The organism is Myxococcales bacterium (assembly GCA_016703425.1).
Lineage (GTDB): Bacteria > Myxococcota_A > Polyangia > Polyangiales > Polyangiaceae > JADJCA01.
In genome coordinates this window covers 169,047-182,915 of the sequence record JADJCA010000016.1, presented here as the reverse complement: position 1 = coordinate 182,915, position 13,869 = coordinate 169,047, and the positions used below count along the sequence as shown (strand labels likewise).

The following is a 13,869-nucleotide window of genomic DNA, read 5'->3' as shown; positions in this document are numbered from 1 at the left end:
GTCCTTGCGAAACTGTCCGCGCCAATCGGTGCCATGTGGTTTTTGGGGGGGCTCGCGAAGTGTTGTTCCGTAGTTGCAGTACGTATCGCGAAGTGGAGGAATCAAATGGCTGTCGGCAGGGTGAAGTGGTTCAACGATGAGAAGGGGTGGGGGTTCATCAAGCAGGAAGACGGCGTGGACGTCTTCGTGCATTACTCGCAGATTGCTGGCGAGGGCCGCCGCCGCCTCTTTGAAGACGAGCTCGTTCAGTATGACGTGAAGGAGGGACCGAAAGGCCTCCAGGCCGTCAACGTGATCCGCATGCAGCAGGACCAGCAGCAGCAACAGCAGCAGCCGTCCTGACGCGAACGATTGAGTCTTGAAGCCCGGCCGCGGAGACGCAGTCGGGCTTCACGCTATTTGGCGGTAGCCGTCGCTACGTCATCCTCCAGCGCGCTCGACTGTCTAGAGCCACTCGCCTAGCGGGACCTTCTCGACGTGGAAGGCTCCGGCATCGTCCAAGACGTGAGCTTCCGTCCCGCGAAGCCGCCCCGCGTCGTCGAAGTCGTAGACGTTGAAGCCGGCCATCTTCGACCCGTCGTGATGGTGGAGCGATGCGCTCGTGGCGCCCACCGCGTGCATGGCGCCGCGCGTCGTCGCGAGCTCTTGCCGAAGGCGACGGTGAAGGTGACCGTGCAGCACCAGCCCGTGTTCGACGCCGGCGAGCCTCTCGGCAAGGTCGCGAGCGTCGTGAAGGCCTTCGAGCATGGCCTTGAGCGGTGAGCGCGGCAGGTGCACCGGGTGGTGAAGCAAGATGACTGGCGTTCGCTTCGAGACGTCCTCATGCGCCAAGATGCGCGACAGCGCGCCGAGCTGCGACGCGCCGAGCTTGCCCGCGGCCACGAAGGGGAGGCGAGGCACGGCGCTCGAGAGGCCGATGATCGCGAGAGGCCCGCGCAAGCGGACGAACGGGAAGACGCCGAGGCCCAAAGGCGACGCCATCGGCAAGTCGCTCTCGACGTAAGGCGCGAGGTATTCGACGAAGCGACGCCCCCGCAAGGAGCCGCGCGTGTAGAGGTCGTGATTGCCGGGGACGACGCTGACGTCGGAGGGGGCGAGGCCGAGCTCTCGCTCGAGGAGCTCGCGAACGGCCTGAAATTCGGCTTCGAGGGCCAGGTTCGTCAGATCGCCGGTGATGGCGACGTGGTCGACCGCGACGCGCTTCACCTCGCGCGCGATGGCTGCGACGTACGACGGGTGGTGCACGTGCTTTCGCTTGAGACGCAGGTTGAGGTAGCCCGAGAGGCGCTTGTTCAAGAAGCGCCGAGGCCCGACGCCAACGAGCGAGAGAATGTGGAGGTCCGAAAAGTGAGCAAGGCGCACGGCGGCAGCTTACGTGGTTTCCGACTGAGCTGTGGCATGGGCGCTGCCTGTCAACGCAATCGGGGTCGAAGCGCTTCGACCCAAACGGACGGTCTGCGCTCTGCGGTGGTGGCGTTTGCACGGGCTCCACCAAGCCGCGGGACGCCGGCGGCGGCTAGCCCTCTAGCGAGAGCCCGGCCACACGGCCGATAAGCGCGATGCGCCTCAGTGGTCGGTCTGGACGGCGCAGAGGCCCTCGGAGATGGCGAGGATTTGCTGGCCGCCAAAGTCGCTCACGCCGTGGGTAGGCCCCACAACCGTCACCGCGCCGGTCGCGGCGTTGATCGTGACGAGGTTGCGTGCGAGAGCGCCGGAGGAGACCGTGCCGTAGAGGGCTCCCTTGTGGAACTCGATCCAACCGAGCGCACCGGCGGCGGTCCGCGGACCCGTTGCTGCGGCGTCAGCCATGTTGAGGTCCCAGAATGTGTGGGTGCCGCCGTCGTCCGGGTTGCCGTCGATCGCGAGCTTGGTCGTGGCCGAGAACGCCACGTTGTCGCCGTCCACGATCGCGACGCCCTCCCGCATCGTGCCCACGGAGGTCACCACGCCGGTGGTCGGATCGACAGAGACCAGCGCCTCCTCAATCGAGTCGGCGGGGTACGCCTGGTCCAAGCTCGCTGATGCGTACAGCTTGTTGTCCGTTGGGTTGTAGTCGAGGCCACCGACGAAGTGGACGGTGCCGGCGGCGATCGTCAGCGCCGCGACCTGCTGGCTCTCGCCCGTGCAAGCATCGACTGTGACGAGCTTCGGTGCCGTGAGGTAGTCGAGGATGCCATAAAGCTTCCCGTTCCCCGCGTGGAACGCGAGCTTCGCGACGGACCCGAGGTTGGTGGTGCCGACGAGCGTGGCCGCACCCGTCGTCGTGTTGATCTTGACGAGCGACGTGCCGATCGTCCCAAAGAGCTCCGGCGTTGCTCCCGCGTCGGTCCCGGCGTCGCTGTTCGCGCCTGGGCCACTGTCGCTGCCCGCCTCAGGGCTAGCCTCGGCGCCCGCGTCCGTGCCGGCATCGGTCGTCGTGCCGTCAGCTTTGCCAGCGTCGGGGGTTGGCGTCGGGGACGAGTCGCCGCGTGCGTCCAGCGTTCCGCCGTCGGGCGCCGCGGGCGGAGGTGCTTCGTCGTCAGAGCCACATGCCGCCCATGCGACGACCGACAGCGCCGCAAACGATCCCAGGACGAGTGCGCGTGCGAGTGAATGCCTAGCCTGAGGTCGCATATGAATTCTCCGCGTAGCGTCGTATCACGCGCCGGCCGGCCATGCGCGACTCGCAAGGTGCCCCCAGCGCTCTCGCTTCGGCGACCCTCGCCCGGCGCGACGACGGTCGCGCATGGCGGCCCAGCGGATCGCGCCGATCGCGCCCAAGCGAACGAGCGCGATCGAATGGATCGCGGCGGGGGCTGAATCTCCACAGATTCCCCCGTCCCGCCGGCGGCACTGCGCGTGCAGCGGTCCTGCCGTGGTCCTCGATGCAGCGGACCGACCCGCGGGTTGCTTTGGTCGCCGCCCGCATGTCGCACGATCAAAAGCGGCCAAAGGAGTGGACTTCGATGAAACCAATCCATGCGTGCCTCGACCTGGTGTTTGGTGGCGCCGACGACGGCGACGTCTTCGCCGACCCCATGGCGGACAGTCCTTCGCAAGACCTCGTGGGTGGCGGCACGTCGGACCCGTCACCCACACCCACCGAAGAAGGCGGTGACGGCGGCTTGCCGCCGACGCGGCAGAACGAGTCCGGCGACGATGCTGGCGCCGGCTTCGTCGGCGACGCAATCGATGCTCCGACACAACCGACCTTCACCGAGGGACCGAGGGATCCGCAGTTCGCCGACCAGCGGACTCTCAAGTTCGACCTTCCGAAGGGGTTCAACCCCTCCGATTCAGGCGTCGTTGAGGAGGCGGCGCTGAAGTACTTCGAGCAGCACCCGGAGTATCGTGCCCCGCTGGACATGGACGGTGGAGACCGAAGTCGCTTCTACCGAGGCTCGCTGACGCGCGAGGGCTTCGAAGCTGGGGCGCTCGCAAACCTCGAGAAGGCGCTAGAGCAGGGGGGCGACGTCACCGCAGCGCGGGGGGAGTACGAGCGCATCGCGCAGATGAACCGGGACAGCCTGGCCTACGTCGAACCGGGGGCTCCCGCCGATCAGGGCGACCGCCGCCGCCAAGCGGAGTTTCTGTCCCGCTGGAGCGAGGCCCGCCGCAGTGGATAGAGGCGCCCGCGCGCCCAGCGACGAGCGGCGAGGACGTCAGTTGCCCGGCCGCTTGTGCACCTTCACGCCAACGGCGCACTCCTGCTGCGGGCCACACGCCGCCGGGAAGCCGCGCGAGCAGAGCTCGTCGGGCCCGCGCGCCACGGCGCGCAAACACTCCTCGATGGCTCGCACCGGCGTTGCGGGCGGCCTTCGCGCAAGGGATGTCGTCGACGGTCGTCGCGTACTGGAGCCCAGATTCGCACTCGAAGCCGTGACTGCCAAAGTGCTGCCCGTTCGCGCGAAACTGCTCCCCGTACCAAGCGCAGAGCTGGTGAACGTCGTGCTCGCTCGCCGCTTTGAGCGAAACATCTCGGTCAACGTTGGGCGGGGCCGCGAGCAGGGCGGCCTGTCGGCGCCGCCCTGCTTCCGTGAGCGCTTTGTCACGCGCGCCGCTCTCCATCGTGAGCGCGCCGTACGTCCGCTTGATGTGGTCGCGCACGCGGGCCACCCGCGCGCTATCGCCCTCCCTCGTCCACGCGCCCAGACCGTGGCCGTCGAGGATGGCGGCGAGCGCCTTGCGCTCCGCGTCGGTCATCGCCGGCGGCTCGTAGTCATTCATCAGATCCGGCCGCGAAGAGGGCCGTATGCGCCATTGATGACAATCGAAGCAGGGCTCGACGATCGCGATGGGGGCGCCTGAGGCGTCCAGGTAGACGAAGGCGTGATGCGGGGTGAAGTCGCAGCGCACGATGGCATGCGAGCCGTTCTCACGAAGTTGGTCGTCGCGGCGAACCGTAAGCTCCTGCACGACCTCGGCCTCCGCGGCGCTGAGCTCGACCGCTCCGATCACGCCGGGACAGAGCGAACCATCGCGCTCGAACGGAGGTCCGCTCGGCGACCGCGTGACGCAAGCGGCCGCGTCCAACCAGGCGTACGCACGAACCTTGGTAGCGCGCGGCGGCCTCGCGTTCGTGGGAAATGGGCGCGGTGCCCTCACGCCTTCTGGGCGCGGTGCTTCGGCGCGGCCCGGCTCGGGCCAGTAGCCGGGAAAGAAGCGGAGGTACTCGGCGACGTCGGCCGCGAGCGCGGGATCGAGCGCAGACGAATCGCGAGAGGTGCCTCCGCGCGCGCCGGGCGAGACCGCCGACGGTTGCCCCGCTGCGCCAGGGCGCCGCGTCGCCAGCGCATCGACCTGCTGCGGTCCCGAGGTCGCTGCCCCGCACGCGATGAGCGCGCCGGCGAGCGCGCAAGACCAGGCCAAGCGCGGCGTGACCTTCATCGGCTACGAATACCAGGTCGGTCGCCTGCAGCGGAACCCGAACGCCGACTCCACAGCCGCGAGGGCCTGCTCCCGCAGGCGCCACGACGACAGGTCGCCCTTGGCGCTGGCGTGGTCCACGAGCGGGCGCCGGGGCACGCTCAGCGTGGGGCTGTTACCGTGGGGCACCCGAGCTTGACTTCGACGCCCTCGCTTCCGCTCGCGCGACCGCAGGCGTCCTGGCAGAGAGCAATGCGCGTCGGCTTCGTCGGATCGTCGTAGCGCCAGCCCTGGGGCTCGGCGCAGTCAGCGCTGTAAGAAAGGGTGACGTTGTCGAGGATGATGTTGACTTGGTCGGGCCGGACGGCGCTGCCGCCAGCGGGCGGGGGGGGGAGCGCCACCTCGCACGAGAAGCGACGACGGATGCCTTCGAAAGCTTGAGCGAGCTGGACGGCCCCGTGGGTCGCGTCGATCATGAGCGCAGCTCCCGAGCCCCCGGCCGCAGCGATGGTGTCGAGGCTCTCTTGCTGCGCGCCGTCCATTCCTACGGCGAAGGTGACGATGCCGCTATCGGCGACGGCCTGCTTGGCGACGTTCGCGACCGCGTCCACGGTGTTGTTCGCGCACGTGCCGGTAGAGGGCGCGCCATCGGTGACGAGGGCTACCACGACGCGCGCCGGCTCCGTGCCCACGTTGGCTCGCACGGTCCGCGCGTATTGGAGTGCGCCTTCCAGCGCCGGTCGCATGGGCGTGCCCGGGAGGAACTTCGTCTTGGCGAACTCTGCGCGGAACGACGAGCTCGGTAGCGCCGTCATGGGCACCGCTGGCGTGACGAAGTCTCCACCGCACGTCTTCGGTGCTTGAGGGAAGAAGGCGAGCGAGGCGCTCACGCCCGCTTGCTGCGCCTCTAGGAACGTCGAGAGACCCGCCGTGGCGGCGTCCCACTTGCCCGCCGAGCCCATACTCCCGGAGCGATCGAAGGCCACCACGATGCGAAGCGCGAGTCGCGTGGCACGAAGAGTCAGACCGCGACACTCGGCCGGCGCGGTGAGCGTCGGGCTGAAGGCCGGGGCAGGCGCAAGCGTTGGTGCTGCCGTTGCTTCGTGTTCAGCGAGATCCTCAGACGTGGGCTCAACGCTACATCCGGCGAGCATCGCGAGGGTCATCAGGGCGCCCCAGCCGTCCTTCGCCAGGTCCCTCGCACGCCGCTCTTCGGTTACGCCACGCTTCGCCATAAGACACCTCGCGACGCCACGCTGCGAGGTCTATGCCAGGCGCGAGAACGAATTCCGTCGAGCGATTCGCCACTCCCCGCGGGTGGAGTGATCGCGGAGATCGCCCCCGCTGATCGCAGCGGCGACGCCGTCAGCCTCGACGCCCTTCCGTTGAGGCCGCCTTCACCGGTCGTAGGCGCAGCGAAAGCCGATGTCGTCGGCGTAGGGCTGTCCTGGTCGCACCGAGCGCATCGCGGCGCGCAGAAAGATCGCGCCCGTGCGAAAGGAGCCGCCGCGCGTCAGGTGTTCGCCGGACTGCGCGCCTTGCGGGTTCGTCACCGAGCCCTTGTCGTAGCCAACCGTGCCATCCATGTTCCGATCGACGAGATCGCTCACCCATTCAGCGACGTTTCCCGCGAGGTTCTTGATGCCCTCCGGCGTCGCGCCATCGGCGTACGACTCCACGGGGGCGAGGCCCGCGGCGCCATCGGTCTCGTCGGGCGCGCCTGGCAGCGTTGACAAGACGCCGTGGTTCGCGCGCCGCGGCGCGTACTGGTAGCCCCACGGGAAGGCGCGCCCCGCCTTGCCGCGCGCCGCGTACTCCCACTCGGCCTCTCGCGGGAGGCGCCCGCCTTGCCACGCGCAATACGCCGCCGCGTCCTGCCAAAGCACGTGCGTGACGGGCAGCTCTGGCGCGTCGTAGCGTCGGTCGCCCGGGCGAAAGTCCGGCCGCGCGCAGGCCCCCACCACAACGCAACGCTCGTAGGCGGCGACCGATACCTCGACGCGATCGATGGCGAATGGCGAGAGCGTCACAGTGTGCGCGTGGAGTTCGAGCCTCAGCAGCGTCGGGATGTAGCGGTTCAGCGCCATCGCGAGATCGCTCGTGTCGCAATACTCTGGCGCCGGCTCGCGACGACACAAGAGCACCGCCGCCTTGAGGTCGGCCTCCGTTGAGCCCATGGTGAACGTCGCGCCGGGGAGCGCCACCCGGTCCGGGCCCGGCGCCGCGAGCGCGATGGTGCCCGCGCGCTCCGTTGGCGTCGGCTTCCACTCGATGAGCGGCACCGAGCTGCGCGGCGGTCTTTGCGTGGGCGCGCTGCAGGCCACCGCGAGCGCGGCGACGGCCACGGGCCACGCGCCCCGCATCAGCCGACGAGGACGCGCATGGGATGCTCGATGAGCGCGCGGAGCTCGGCCAAGAACGCCGCGCCGACGGCTCCGTCGATGACACGGTGATCGCAGGAGAGCGTCATGCCCATTCGCTTGCCAACGGTGACGACGCCGCCCTCGACGACGGGCTCCTCGCGCACCTGACCGACGGCGAGGATGGCTCCTTCCGGCGGGTTGATGACGGCGGAGAACTCGTCGATGCCGAACATCCCGAGGTTCGAGATGGAGAAGGTTCCGTCAGACATCTCCTCCGGCTTGAGCTTCTTCGCGCGGGCCCGGCCCGCGAGCTCACGGACCTCGCGAGCCACCGCGACGAGGCTCTTCTTGTCGGCGTCGCGAACGACCGGCGTGACGAGGCCGTCGGGGACGGCGACGGCGACGGAGATGTCGACGCGTCGGTGAATCAAGAGCGCCTCCGGCGAGAACGTCGCGTTGCACTCGGGCACACGCGTGAGAGCCACGGCGCAGGCCTTGATGAGCAGGTCGTTGAGGCTCACCTTGAGCGGCTTGTCGCCTTCCGGCGCGCCGAGCGAGGAGGCGCCGCTCGCCGCGAGCTCTCGATTGACCTCGTCGCGCAGCGCCGCGAAGCGCCCCGCTGCCACGTCGATGGTCAAGTAGAAGTGGGGAACGGTCTGCTTTGCCTCCGTCAACCGCCGCGCGATGGTCTTGCGCATCATCGACAGCGGGCGCGCCTCCGGCGCCGCAAGCGCCGAGACGGCCAAGCGCGCATCGCCGGCGACGGCGAGGGCCTGGCTCGCCCCGCGCGGGGCCGTGGCCAGTGCGTCGAGGTCTTGGAGCGCGATGCGGCCACCGGGGCCCGTGCCCGTCTTGCCCGTGAGGTCGATGCCTCGCTCGCGCGCCGCCTTGCGAATGTAGGGCGAGGCGAGGCCACGACCGCCATCGCCGGCGCCCTGCGACGCGTGGGGCGCGCGCTGCGGTTCGCGCGAGGTGCGATCGAGGATGTTGCCCGTGGTTACGACGCGCGGCGTGCTCGCGCTCGTGGTCGCTGGCGCGGCGGTCATCGGAGCGGCCTCTGGTGCCGGAGCGGCAACGACAGGCGAAGGGGCTGGCGCGGGCGCCGCCGGCGTCGCGTGGCTCATCGCCTTGGCGGCGAGCGCGGACACGTCTTCGCCGGCCGCGCCGACGATGGCCACCGGTTGGCCGAGCTTCACCTGCGAGCCGGCGGGGACGAGGATCTTGAGCAACGTGCCCTTGTCGAAGGAGCGAAACTCCATCGTCGCCTTGTCGGTCTCGACCTCGGCGAGGAGGTCGTCGATGGCGACGGCGTCACCCTCCTTCTTGTGCCACGTGGCGAGCAGGCCCTCCTCCATGGTCGGGGAGAGCTTGGGCATGTCGACGATCTTGGCCATGGGGACGTTCCGTTCGAAAAATGAGGCGGTCGCTCAGGAGGGGAGGCCGCGGCGGACGACGCGCCTCACGGCATCGGCGACGCGCGCCGGTTGCGGCATGCAGAGTTGCTCGAGGTCCTTGTTGTAGGGCATCGGCACGTCGAGCGTTGCGACCCGCAAGACGGGGGCGTCGAGGGCGTCGAAGGCGAGCCGTTGCACGCGGTCGACGAGCTCAGCGCCGACGCCACCGTAGGGCCAGCCCTCGTGAACCACCACGCAGCGATGGGTCTTCTCCACCGACTGCACGATGGTCCCCTCGTCGAGGGGGCGGAGCGAGCGAAGGTCGACGACCTCGACCGAGATTCCCTCCTTCTCCAAGAGCGCCGCCGCCTCGAGCGAGACATGGGTCATGCGCGAGTAGGTCAGGATCGTGACGTCGCGGCCTTGTCGCACGACGTTCGCGACGCCGAGCGGCAGCGCGTCTTGGTCGTCGGGGACGGCGCCCTTCAACGAATAGAGCGTCTCCGACTCCATCACGAGCACCGGGTTGTCGTCGCGAATGGCGGCCTTCATCAGGCCCTTCGCGTCCGCGGGAAACGCTGGCGCGATGACCTTGAGGCCTGGCACGTGCGTGTAGAAGTGCTCCAGCGCTTGGCTGTGCTGACGGCCGACCTGGGGCGCGCTCGCGGTGGGCCCGCGGAACACGATGGGGCAATTGAACTGGCCGCCAGACATCTGCCGGATCTTGGCGGCGTTGTTCAAGATCTGATCGAAGGCGATGGCCGAGAAATTCCAGGTCATAAACTCGATGATGGGCCGGAGGCCGACCATGGCGGCTCCGATGCCGACACCGGCGAAGCCGCCTTCGGCGATCGGCGTATCGATGACGCGGCGCGGACCAAAGCGCTCCAAGAGGCCCTCGGAGACTTTGTAGGCGCCCTGGTAGTGGCCGACCTCTTCGCCCATGAGAAAGACGCGATCGTCCTTCTCCATCTCTTCGGCCATGGCCTCTCGCAAGGCTTCGCGAAATCTAAGCTCTCTCATGCGTGTCTCCTCAAGCCGCGAAGGGGCCGTCGTAGGTGGTGCGTTCGAGGAGCGATGCGTCCGGGTCTGGGCTCTCTTCCGCAAACTTCAAGGCCGCCTGCACCTCGGCCTCGACTTCGTCCTCCAGCACCTTGAGCTTGCCTTCGTCGGCGCCGAGCTCGAGGAGCTTGGCTCGCGCGCGAGGCACCGGGTCGCGTCGCTTCTTCTCGTCGAGCTCCTCCGCCGTGCGGTACTTGCCGGGATCGCTCATCGAGTGACCGCGGAAGCGATACGTCCGGAGCTCGACGATGGTTGGCATCGACTCCTTGCGGGCGCGCTCGACGGCGACGCGGATGCGCTCTTCGACCTCGAGCACGTCGTCGGCAAAAAAGCGATCGCGCGGCAGTCCGTAGCCGAGCGCCTTCTGCGACGAGTCTTCGACGCTCATGGTTCGTGAGAGCGGCGTCCCCATGGAGTACTGGTTGTTCTCGCAGATGAACACGATGGGCAGCTTCCAAACGGCGGCCAGCGAGACGCCCTCGTGGAAGCCTTGAATCGAGACGGCGCCGTCGCCGTAGAAGCACAAGGCTACGCGACCGTCGTTGCGGTACTTCGAAGCGAAGGCGGCGCCCACGCCGAGCGGGATGTGGCCGCCGACGATGCCGTGCCCCCCGAGCATGTGGTGCTCTTTGTCGAAGAGGTGCATCGACCCGCCGAGGCCGTGAGAGCACCCGGTGGCTTTGCCGTAGAGCTCCGCCATCATCGGACCGGCGGCCATGCCCTTGGCGATGGCCACGCCGTGATCACGGTACGTCGTGATGACGTAGTCGTCCTTCTGCAGGGCCGCGATCGCGCCGACGGCCACCGACTCCTGGCCGATGTAGAGGTGAAGGAACCCTCCAATCTTCCCCTGCGCATAGGCGCGGGCCGACTCCTCTTCGAGGCGTCTGATGAGGAACATCTGTCGATAGAGGACCGTCAGATGCGCGCTGGTGCCGGTGTTGGGCGAGCCGGAGGCGGCGCCCGACGAGGCGGTGGAGGTTGATTCGGTCCGCATGGGCCGAGGAGGATATCGCAAGCGACCGCCGCGATGAACTCGGCAATGGACTTGCCGGGTCTGGAACGATGGAAAGGCGCCACGGCCAGTGGCACATTGGGGGGCGATGATCGGAAAGTCCCTCCGCGAGCGCTTTGGGGTCCGGACGCCGCTTGAGCCTTCGCGCTCCGTTGAAATCGTCGAGAGCCTCGTCGACGCGCAGGCCGCGCACCTGATTGCCGTTCGCTCCAACGACGACGCGATGGTCGCGTGCCTCTTCGTCGACGCGAGTGAGGCCAGCGTTCGCTTGTGTCAGAAGTTCGGTTTCGAGATGCGCCGCGGCGGTACCGGCGTCCTGGGCGTGCCGGGGGCCGAGCTCGCGCGGCAGTTCCCCGAGCTCCCGCCGCACCAGCGAAAATGGCTCGAGGCGTCCCAAGGGCCACGGGAGACCAAGGTCCTCCTTCTCGCGGGCGACGGCCTCGGCCTCGTGTCGGTCGAGGCTCACGGCGCCGATCTCCGCGTCACGGCCGTCGCCTACGCGTCGGCGTGAGCGCATTTTTCCGCCGGCAGCGGCTCACCTAAGCCGTCGTAAGGACTTTCGAGCCGCCGGTTGCATACGTTGTGGCGGGCGCCCGTCCATGGGGCGACGACGCGAGGTCGTCATGCGGGTCCGCCCGCCCACTCCGCTGCGCTCCACGCTGACGCTCGCTCCCAGGGACCTGGGCCTGCGCGTCTGCAAGGCGCGCGCTTGTTTTCGCGCGTGCGGCCCGGCCGCGCCCGCGAGGAGGCATCCCCATGAGTCGTTCCTTGTCCGAAGTCCGGTCGCGCTCCTTCACGCTCCTTGGCCTCATCTTCGCCGGCGGCTGCACCGTCAGCGCGGGCGGCTTTTTTCCCGACGCTGGCGGCGACGGCGGACCTGGGAGCATTCTCGTTTCGTCGGACGGGGGCACATCGAAGAAGGACTCCGGCAAGAAGGACGCGGCCATCGAGGACCCCGAGGATCCGCCGCCGGAGCTCGACGCGGGCAAGAAGGACTCGGGCAAGAAGGACTCGGCTCCTCCGCTGGCCGTGTGCGCGCCCGGCTCCATCGCCGGCTTCGCGCCCGTGTGGAAGGCGCCCAAAGCGCTCCACACCAACGCCTGCACGGCGACCAACGCGCAACTCGTCGTCGACTGCACCTTCGACTCGACGGTCAACCAGACGACCTGCGACACGTTCATGCAGAATACAGCCAACGACGCCTGTGTGAAGTGCGTCTTGACCGACGCGACGAGCGCGCAGCTAGGCCCCATCATCCTCGATGGCACGTCGGGTCGCATCAACGTGGCCGGTTGCATCGCGGCGCTGAGCGGCAACACCACCGCTACCGGCTGCGGCGCGAAGGTGCAGGCGTACCAAGGCTGCACGGCAGCGGCGTGCGCCTCGTGCACCGACCCGACCACGAGCTCCGCGGCGGCGGCGGAATACGACCAATGTGTCGCCGATTCGGAGAGCAGCCCGTGCTCCACATACACGAGCGACGCGGCATGCGCCGACCCGCTGCTCCAAGCGGGCGGGGCAGCCGCCTCGTGCGCTGCTGGCAACACGTTCCTCGACAACGCGCGCACCGTCGCAAAATTGTTCTGCACGCTCTAGTTTGGTGGGGCCTAGCCGGCCCCCGCAGCGCAGGCGAGCCTCCCCTGGCCGCACCAACGCCTCCGGCGGGTGCTCCGCGACGCCCGCAAGGGGCCGCGCGGAAGCGACCGGGAAGGAAGTGCCCGCGTGGTGGCACCTAGTACCCCGACACTGTGAAAGCGGCAGGTTCGAGGGGCCCCCGACGAGCGAGGGGCCAACTCGAACCTGCCTCGTTTCCACGGGTTTGTGTCTGGGAGTTTCGTTCTCGTTTGCCGTACTCGACCCATCAAAATCAATGGGTCGAGGTACTAGTACGGGCCTGAGTCTTCCTCGTCGGTGCCGTTGGGGGTGCCGGCGTCTCCCTTTGCGAGCTGCACGAGCTCGGGGGGCGGCGCGACACGCGGCCGCGGCGGCCGCACAGACGCGCTCGGCTTCGGTGCCGTCGCCACAACGGGCGCCGCGTCGACGATGGCGCTGGCCGTTGACGGCGAGGGGACCTCGGCTCTCGCGAGCTCCGGCGCCGCCCGCTCTCGATGGCCCGGCGCCTGCACGAGAAACCATGCGCCGATGGCCGTCAGGCCGCCAAAGACGAAGGCCGCGAGCGTGGTCAGGCCTGAGCGTCGCCGGCGGCCGGCGGTAAGCACATGCACGGCGCTCTGCGGCGTCGTGATAGCGGCAGGCGGTTCGGCCCGATGAGCGACGACCACCGGCGCGAGCGCGTCGGCGAGCGCTTCCGCAAGCTCGGCGGCCGTGCCGTAGCGGCGCGCCGGATCCTTCGCCATGCCGCGCAAGAGGACCTGCGAGGCGCGGTCGAGCGTGCCGCCGACGCTGCGAATGGGCGCCGGATCTTCCGTCGCGACCTTGGTGGCGACTGCCAAAGGTTCATCACCAGGGAAGGCGCGCCGGCCCGTGAGTGCTTCATAGAGCGTGCACGCCAGGGAAAACTGATCGGAGCGCTTGCTGAAGTCACCGGCCGAGAGCGACTCGGGCGCGCTGTACGCGGGCGTTCCCATGACCGTGCTCTGGAGCGTGAGCGTGGAGTCAGGCACTCGGGCGATGCCGAAGTCGGTGATCTTGGCGCCCGTCGGCGAGAGCAAAATGTTGTCTGGCTTCACGTCGCGGTGAATGACCCCCGCCGCGTGGGCTCGGTCGAGGGCACCGGCGACTTCCCGCGCGATGCGAACGACCTCGCCGGGCGCGAGGGCGCCCGCTTCGGGCACGTCTTCGCCGCTGGCGCCAAGCCGCAAGCGCAGGCTCGGCGTCTTGTTGTCCGGCGACGCCTCCTCGAGCGCCTGCCGCAAGGTCGGGCCCTCGACGTACTCCAGCACGAGGTAGAGCCCGACGGGTTCCTCTTCGCCCATGTCGTGGAGCGTCACGAGGTTCGGGTGACTGACTGCCGCGGCGGCCCGCGCCTCCTGGCGCATGCGGGCCACGACTGCGTCCTTGACCTCCGGCGGAATGCCGAGGTCGTCGCGCATAATCTTGATGGCGACGCGGCGCCCAAGCACGGGGTCGCGAGCTAGGAGGACGCGGCCCATGCCGCCCTGACCGAGCAGCTCCTCGACTTCGTAGCGACCGATGGTGTCGGGCAGGTCCACCTTGGCCTTACGCTACA

At 68.8% G+C, this 13,869-nt stretch carries 13 protein-coding genes; 4 read left to right on the top strand and 9 right to left on the bottom strand.

The window, feature by feature from the left end; all coding sequences use genetic code 11:
- The first annotated feature begins 105 nt into the window (after window positions 1-105).
- Window positions 106-342: a cold-shock protein gene (locus IPG50_29440; protein ID MBK6696287.1), complete on the top strand. Its 237-nt coding sequence runs from the start codon at window positions 106-108 to the stop codon at window positions 340-342.
- A 102-nt stretch (window positions 343-444) separates the two neighbouring features.
- Here the strand turns inward: IPG50_29440 and IPG50_29435 are convergent, their stop codons facing one another.
- Together IPG50_29435 and IPG50_29430 are read right to left on the bottom strand one after the other, a co-directional pair.
- Entirely contained in the window at window positions 445-1,362 is a 918-nt protein-coding gene (locus tag IPG50_29435; protein MBK6696286.1) for a metallophosphoesterase, read from the bottom strand.
- Window positions 1,363-1,566: 204 nt separating this feature from the next.
- Window positions 1,567-2,613 (bottom strand): hypothetical protein, encoded by a 1,047-nt coding sequence (locus IPG50_29430; GenBank protein MBK6696285.1) that lies wholly within the window; start codon window positions 2,611-2,613, stop codon window positions 1,567-1,569.
- Between the two features lie 332 nt (window positions 2,614-2,945).
- Here IPG50_29430 and IPG50_29425 point away from each other — a divergent pair, with 332 nt between their 5' ends.
- Window positions 2,946-3,605: a hypothetical protein gene (locus IPG50_29425; protein MBK6696284.1), complete on the top strand. Its 660-nt coding sequence runs from the start codon at window positions 2,946-2,948 to the stop codon at window positions 3,603-3,605.
- Between the two features lie 36 nt (window positions 3,606-3,641).
- On the opposite strand, the gene IPG50_29420 is transcribed toward IPG50_29425, so the two are convergent.
- From IPG50_29420 to pdhA, 6 genes are all read right to left on the bottom strand, one after another.
- Window positions 3,642-3,779, bottom strand: coding sequence for a hypothetical protein (locus tag IPG50_29420; GenBank protein ID MBK6696283.1), 138 nt, complete (start codon window positions 3,777-3,779; stop codon window positions 3,642-3,644).
- A 1,227-nt stretch (window positions 3,780-5,006) separates the two neighbouring features.
- Window positions 5,007-6,080, bottom strand: coding sequence for a VWA domain-containing protein (locus IPG50_29415; protein ID MBK6696282.1), 1,074 nt, complete (start codon window positions 6,078-6,080; stop codon window positions 5,007-5,009).
- Window positions 6,081-6,242: 162 nt separating this feature from the next.
- A complete protein-coding gene (locus tag IPG50_29410) occupies window positions 6,243-7,208 on the bottom strand; it encodes an SUMF1/EgtB/PvdO family nonheme iron enzyme (GenBank protein MBK6696281.1) in 966 nt (321 codons plus the stop codon).
- Window positions 7,208-8,602: a 2-oxo acid dehydrogenase subunit E2 gene (locus IPG50_29405; GenBank protein MBK6696280.1), complete on the bottom strand. Its 1,395-nt coding sequence runs from the start codon at window positions 8,600-8,602 to the stop codon at window positions 7,208-7,210. Before IPG50_29405 ends, IPG50_29410 begins: the two co-directional genes overlap by 1 nt.
- Window positions 8,603-8,635: 33 nt before the next feature.
- A complete protein-coding gene (locus IPG50_29400) occupies window positions 8,636-9,709 on the bottom strand; it encodes a pyruvate dehydrogenase complex E1 component subunit beta (GenBank protein ID MBK6696279.1) in 1,074 nt (357 codons plus the stop codon).
- Window positions 9,636-10,661 (bottom strand): pyruvate dehydrogenase (acetyl-transferring) E1 component subunit alpha, encoded by a 1,026-nt coding sequence (gene pdhA, locus IPG50_29395; GenBank protein MBK6696278.1) that lies wholly within the window; start codon window positions 10,659-10,661, stop codon window positions 9,636-9,638. Before pdhA ends, IPG50_29400 begins: the two co-directional genes overlap by 74 nt.
- Window positions 10,662-10,767: 106 nt before the next feature.
- Between pdhA and IPG50_29390 the strand changes: the two genes are divergently transcribed.
- Both IPG50_29390 and IPG50_29385 read left to right on the top strand, forming a co-directional pair.
- Window positions 10,768-11,190, top strand: coding sequence for a hypothetical protein (locus IPG50_29390; protein MBK6696277.1), 423 nt, complete (start codon window positions 10,768-10,770; stop codon window positions 11,188-11,190).
- 245 nt (window positions 11,191-11,435) lie between these two features.
- The gene (locus tag IPG50_29385) at window positions 11,436-12,275 is read left to right on the top strand and encodes a hypothetical protein (GenBank protein MBK6696276.1); all 840 of its coding nucleotides are present in this window, start codon (window positions 11,436-11,438) and stop codon (window positions 12,273-12,275) included.
- Between the two features lie 287 nt (window positions 12,276-12,562).
- Here IPG50_29385 and IPG50_29380 read toward each other — a convergent pair whose 3' ends face one another.
- Window positions 12,563-13,852 (bottom strand): serine/threonine protein kinase, encoded by a 1,290-nt coding sequence (locus tag IPG50_29380; protein ID MBK6696275.1) that lies wholly within the window; start codon window positions 13,850-13,852, stop codon window positions 12,563-12,565.
- Between the last annotated feature and the right edge of the window lie 17 nt (window positions 13,853-13,869).

Excerpts from the sequence above, each read along its gene's own strand:
- IPG50_29440 (MBK6696287.1), top strand. The coding sequence starts at position 106 with ATGGCTGTCGGCAGGGTGAAGTGGTTCAACGATGAGAAGGGGTGGGGG.
- IPG50_29430 (MBK6696285.1), bottom strand. The coding sequence starts at position 2,613 with ATGCGACCTCAGGCTAGGCATTCACTCGCACGCGCACTCGTCCTGGGA.
- IPG50_29425 (MBK6696284.1), top strand. The coding sequence starts at position 2,946 with ATGAAACCAATCCATGCGTGCCTCGACCTGGTGTTTGGTGGCGCCGAC.
- IPG50_29415 (MBK6696282.1), bottom strand. The coding sequence starts at position 6,080 with ATGGCGAAGCGTGGCGTAACCGAAGAGCGGCGTGCGAGGGACCTGGCG.
- IPG50_29410 (MBK6696281.1), bottom strand. The coding sequence starts at position 7,208 with ATGCGGGGCGCGTGGCCCGTGGCCGTCGCCGCGCTCGCGGTGGCCTGC.
- IPG50_29405 (MBK6696280.1), bottom strand. The coding sequence starts at position 8,602 with ATGGCCAAGATCGTCGACATGCCCAAGCTCTCCCCGACCATGGAGGAG.
- pdhA (MBK6696278.1), bottom strand. The coding sequence starts at position 10,661 with ATGCGGACCGAATCAACCTCCACCGCCTCGTCGGGCGCCGCCTCCGGC.
- IPG50_29390 (MBK6696277.1), top strand. The coding sequence starts at position 10,768 with ATGATCGGAAAGTCCCTCCGCGAGCGCTTTGGGGTCCGGACGCCGCTT.
- IPG50_29385 (MBK6696276.1), top strand. The coding sequence starts at position 11,436 with ATGAGTCGTTCCTTGTCCGAAGTCCGGTCGCGCTCCTTCACGCTCCTT.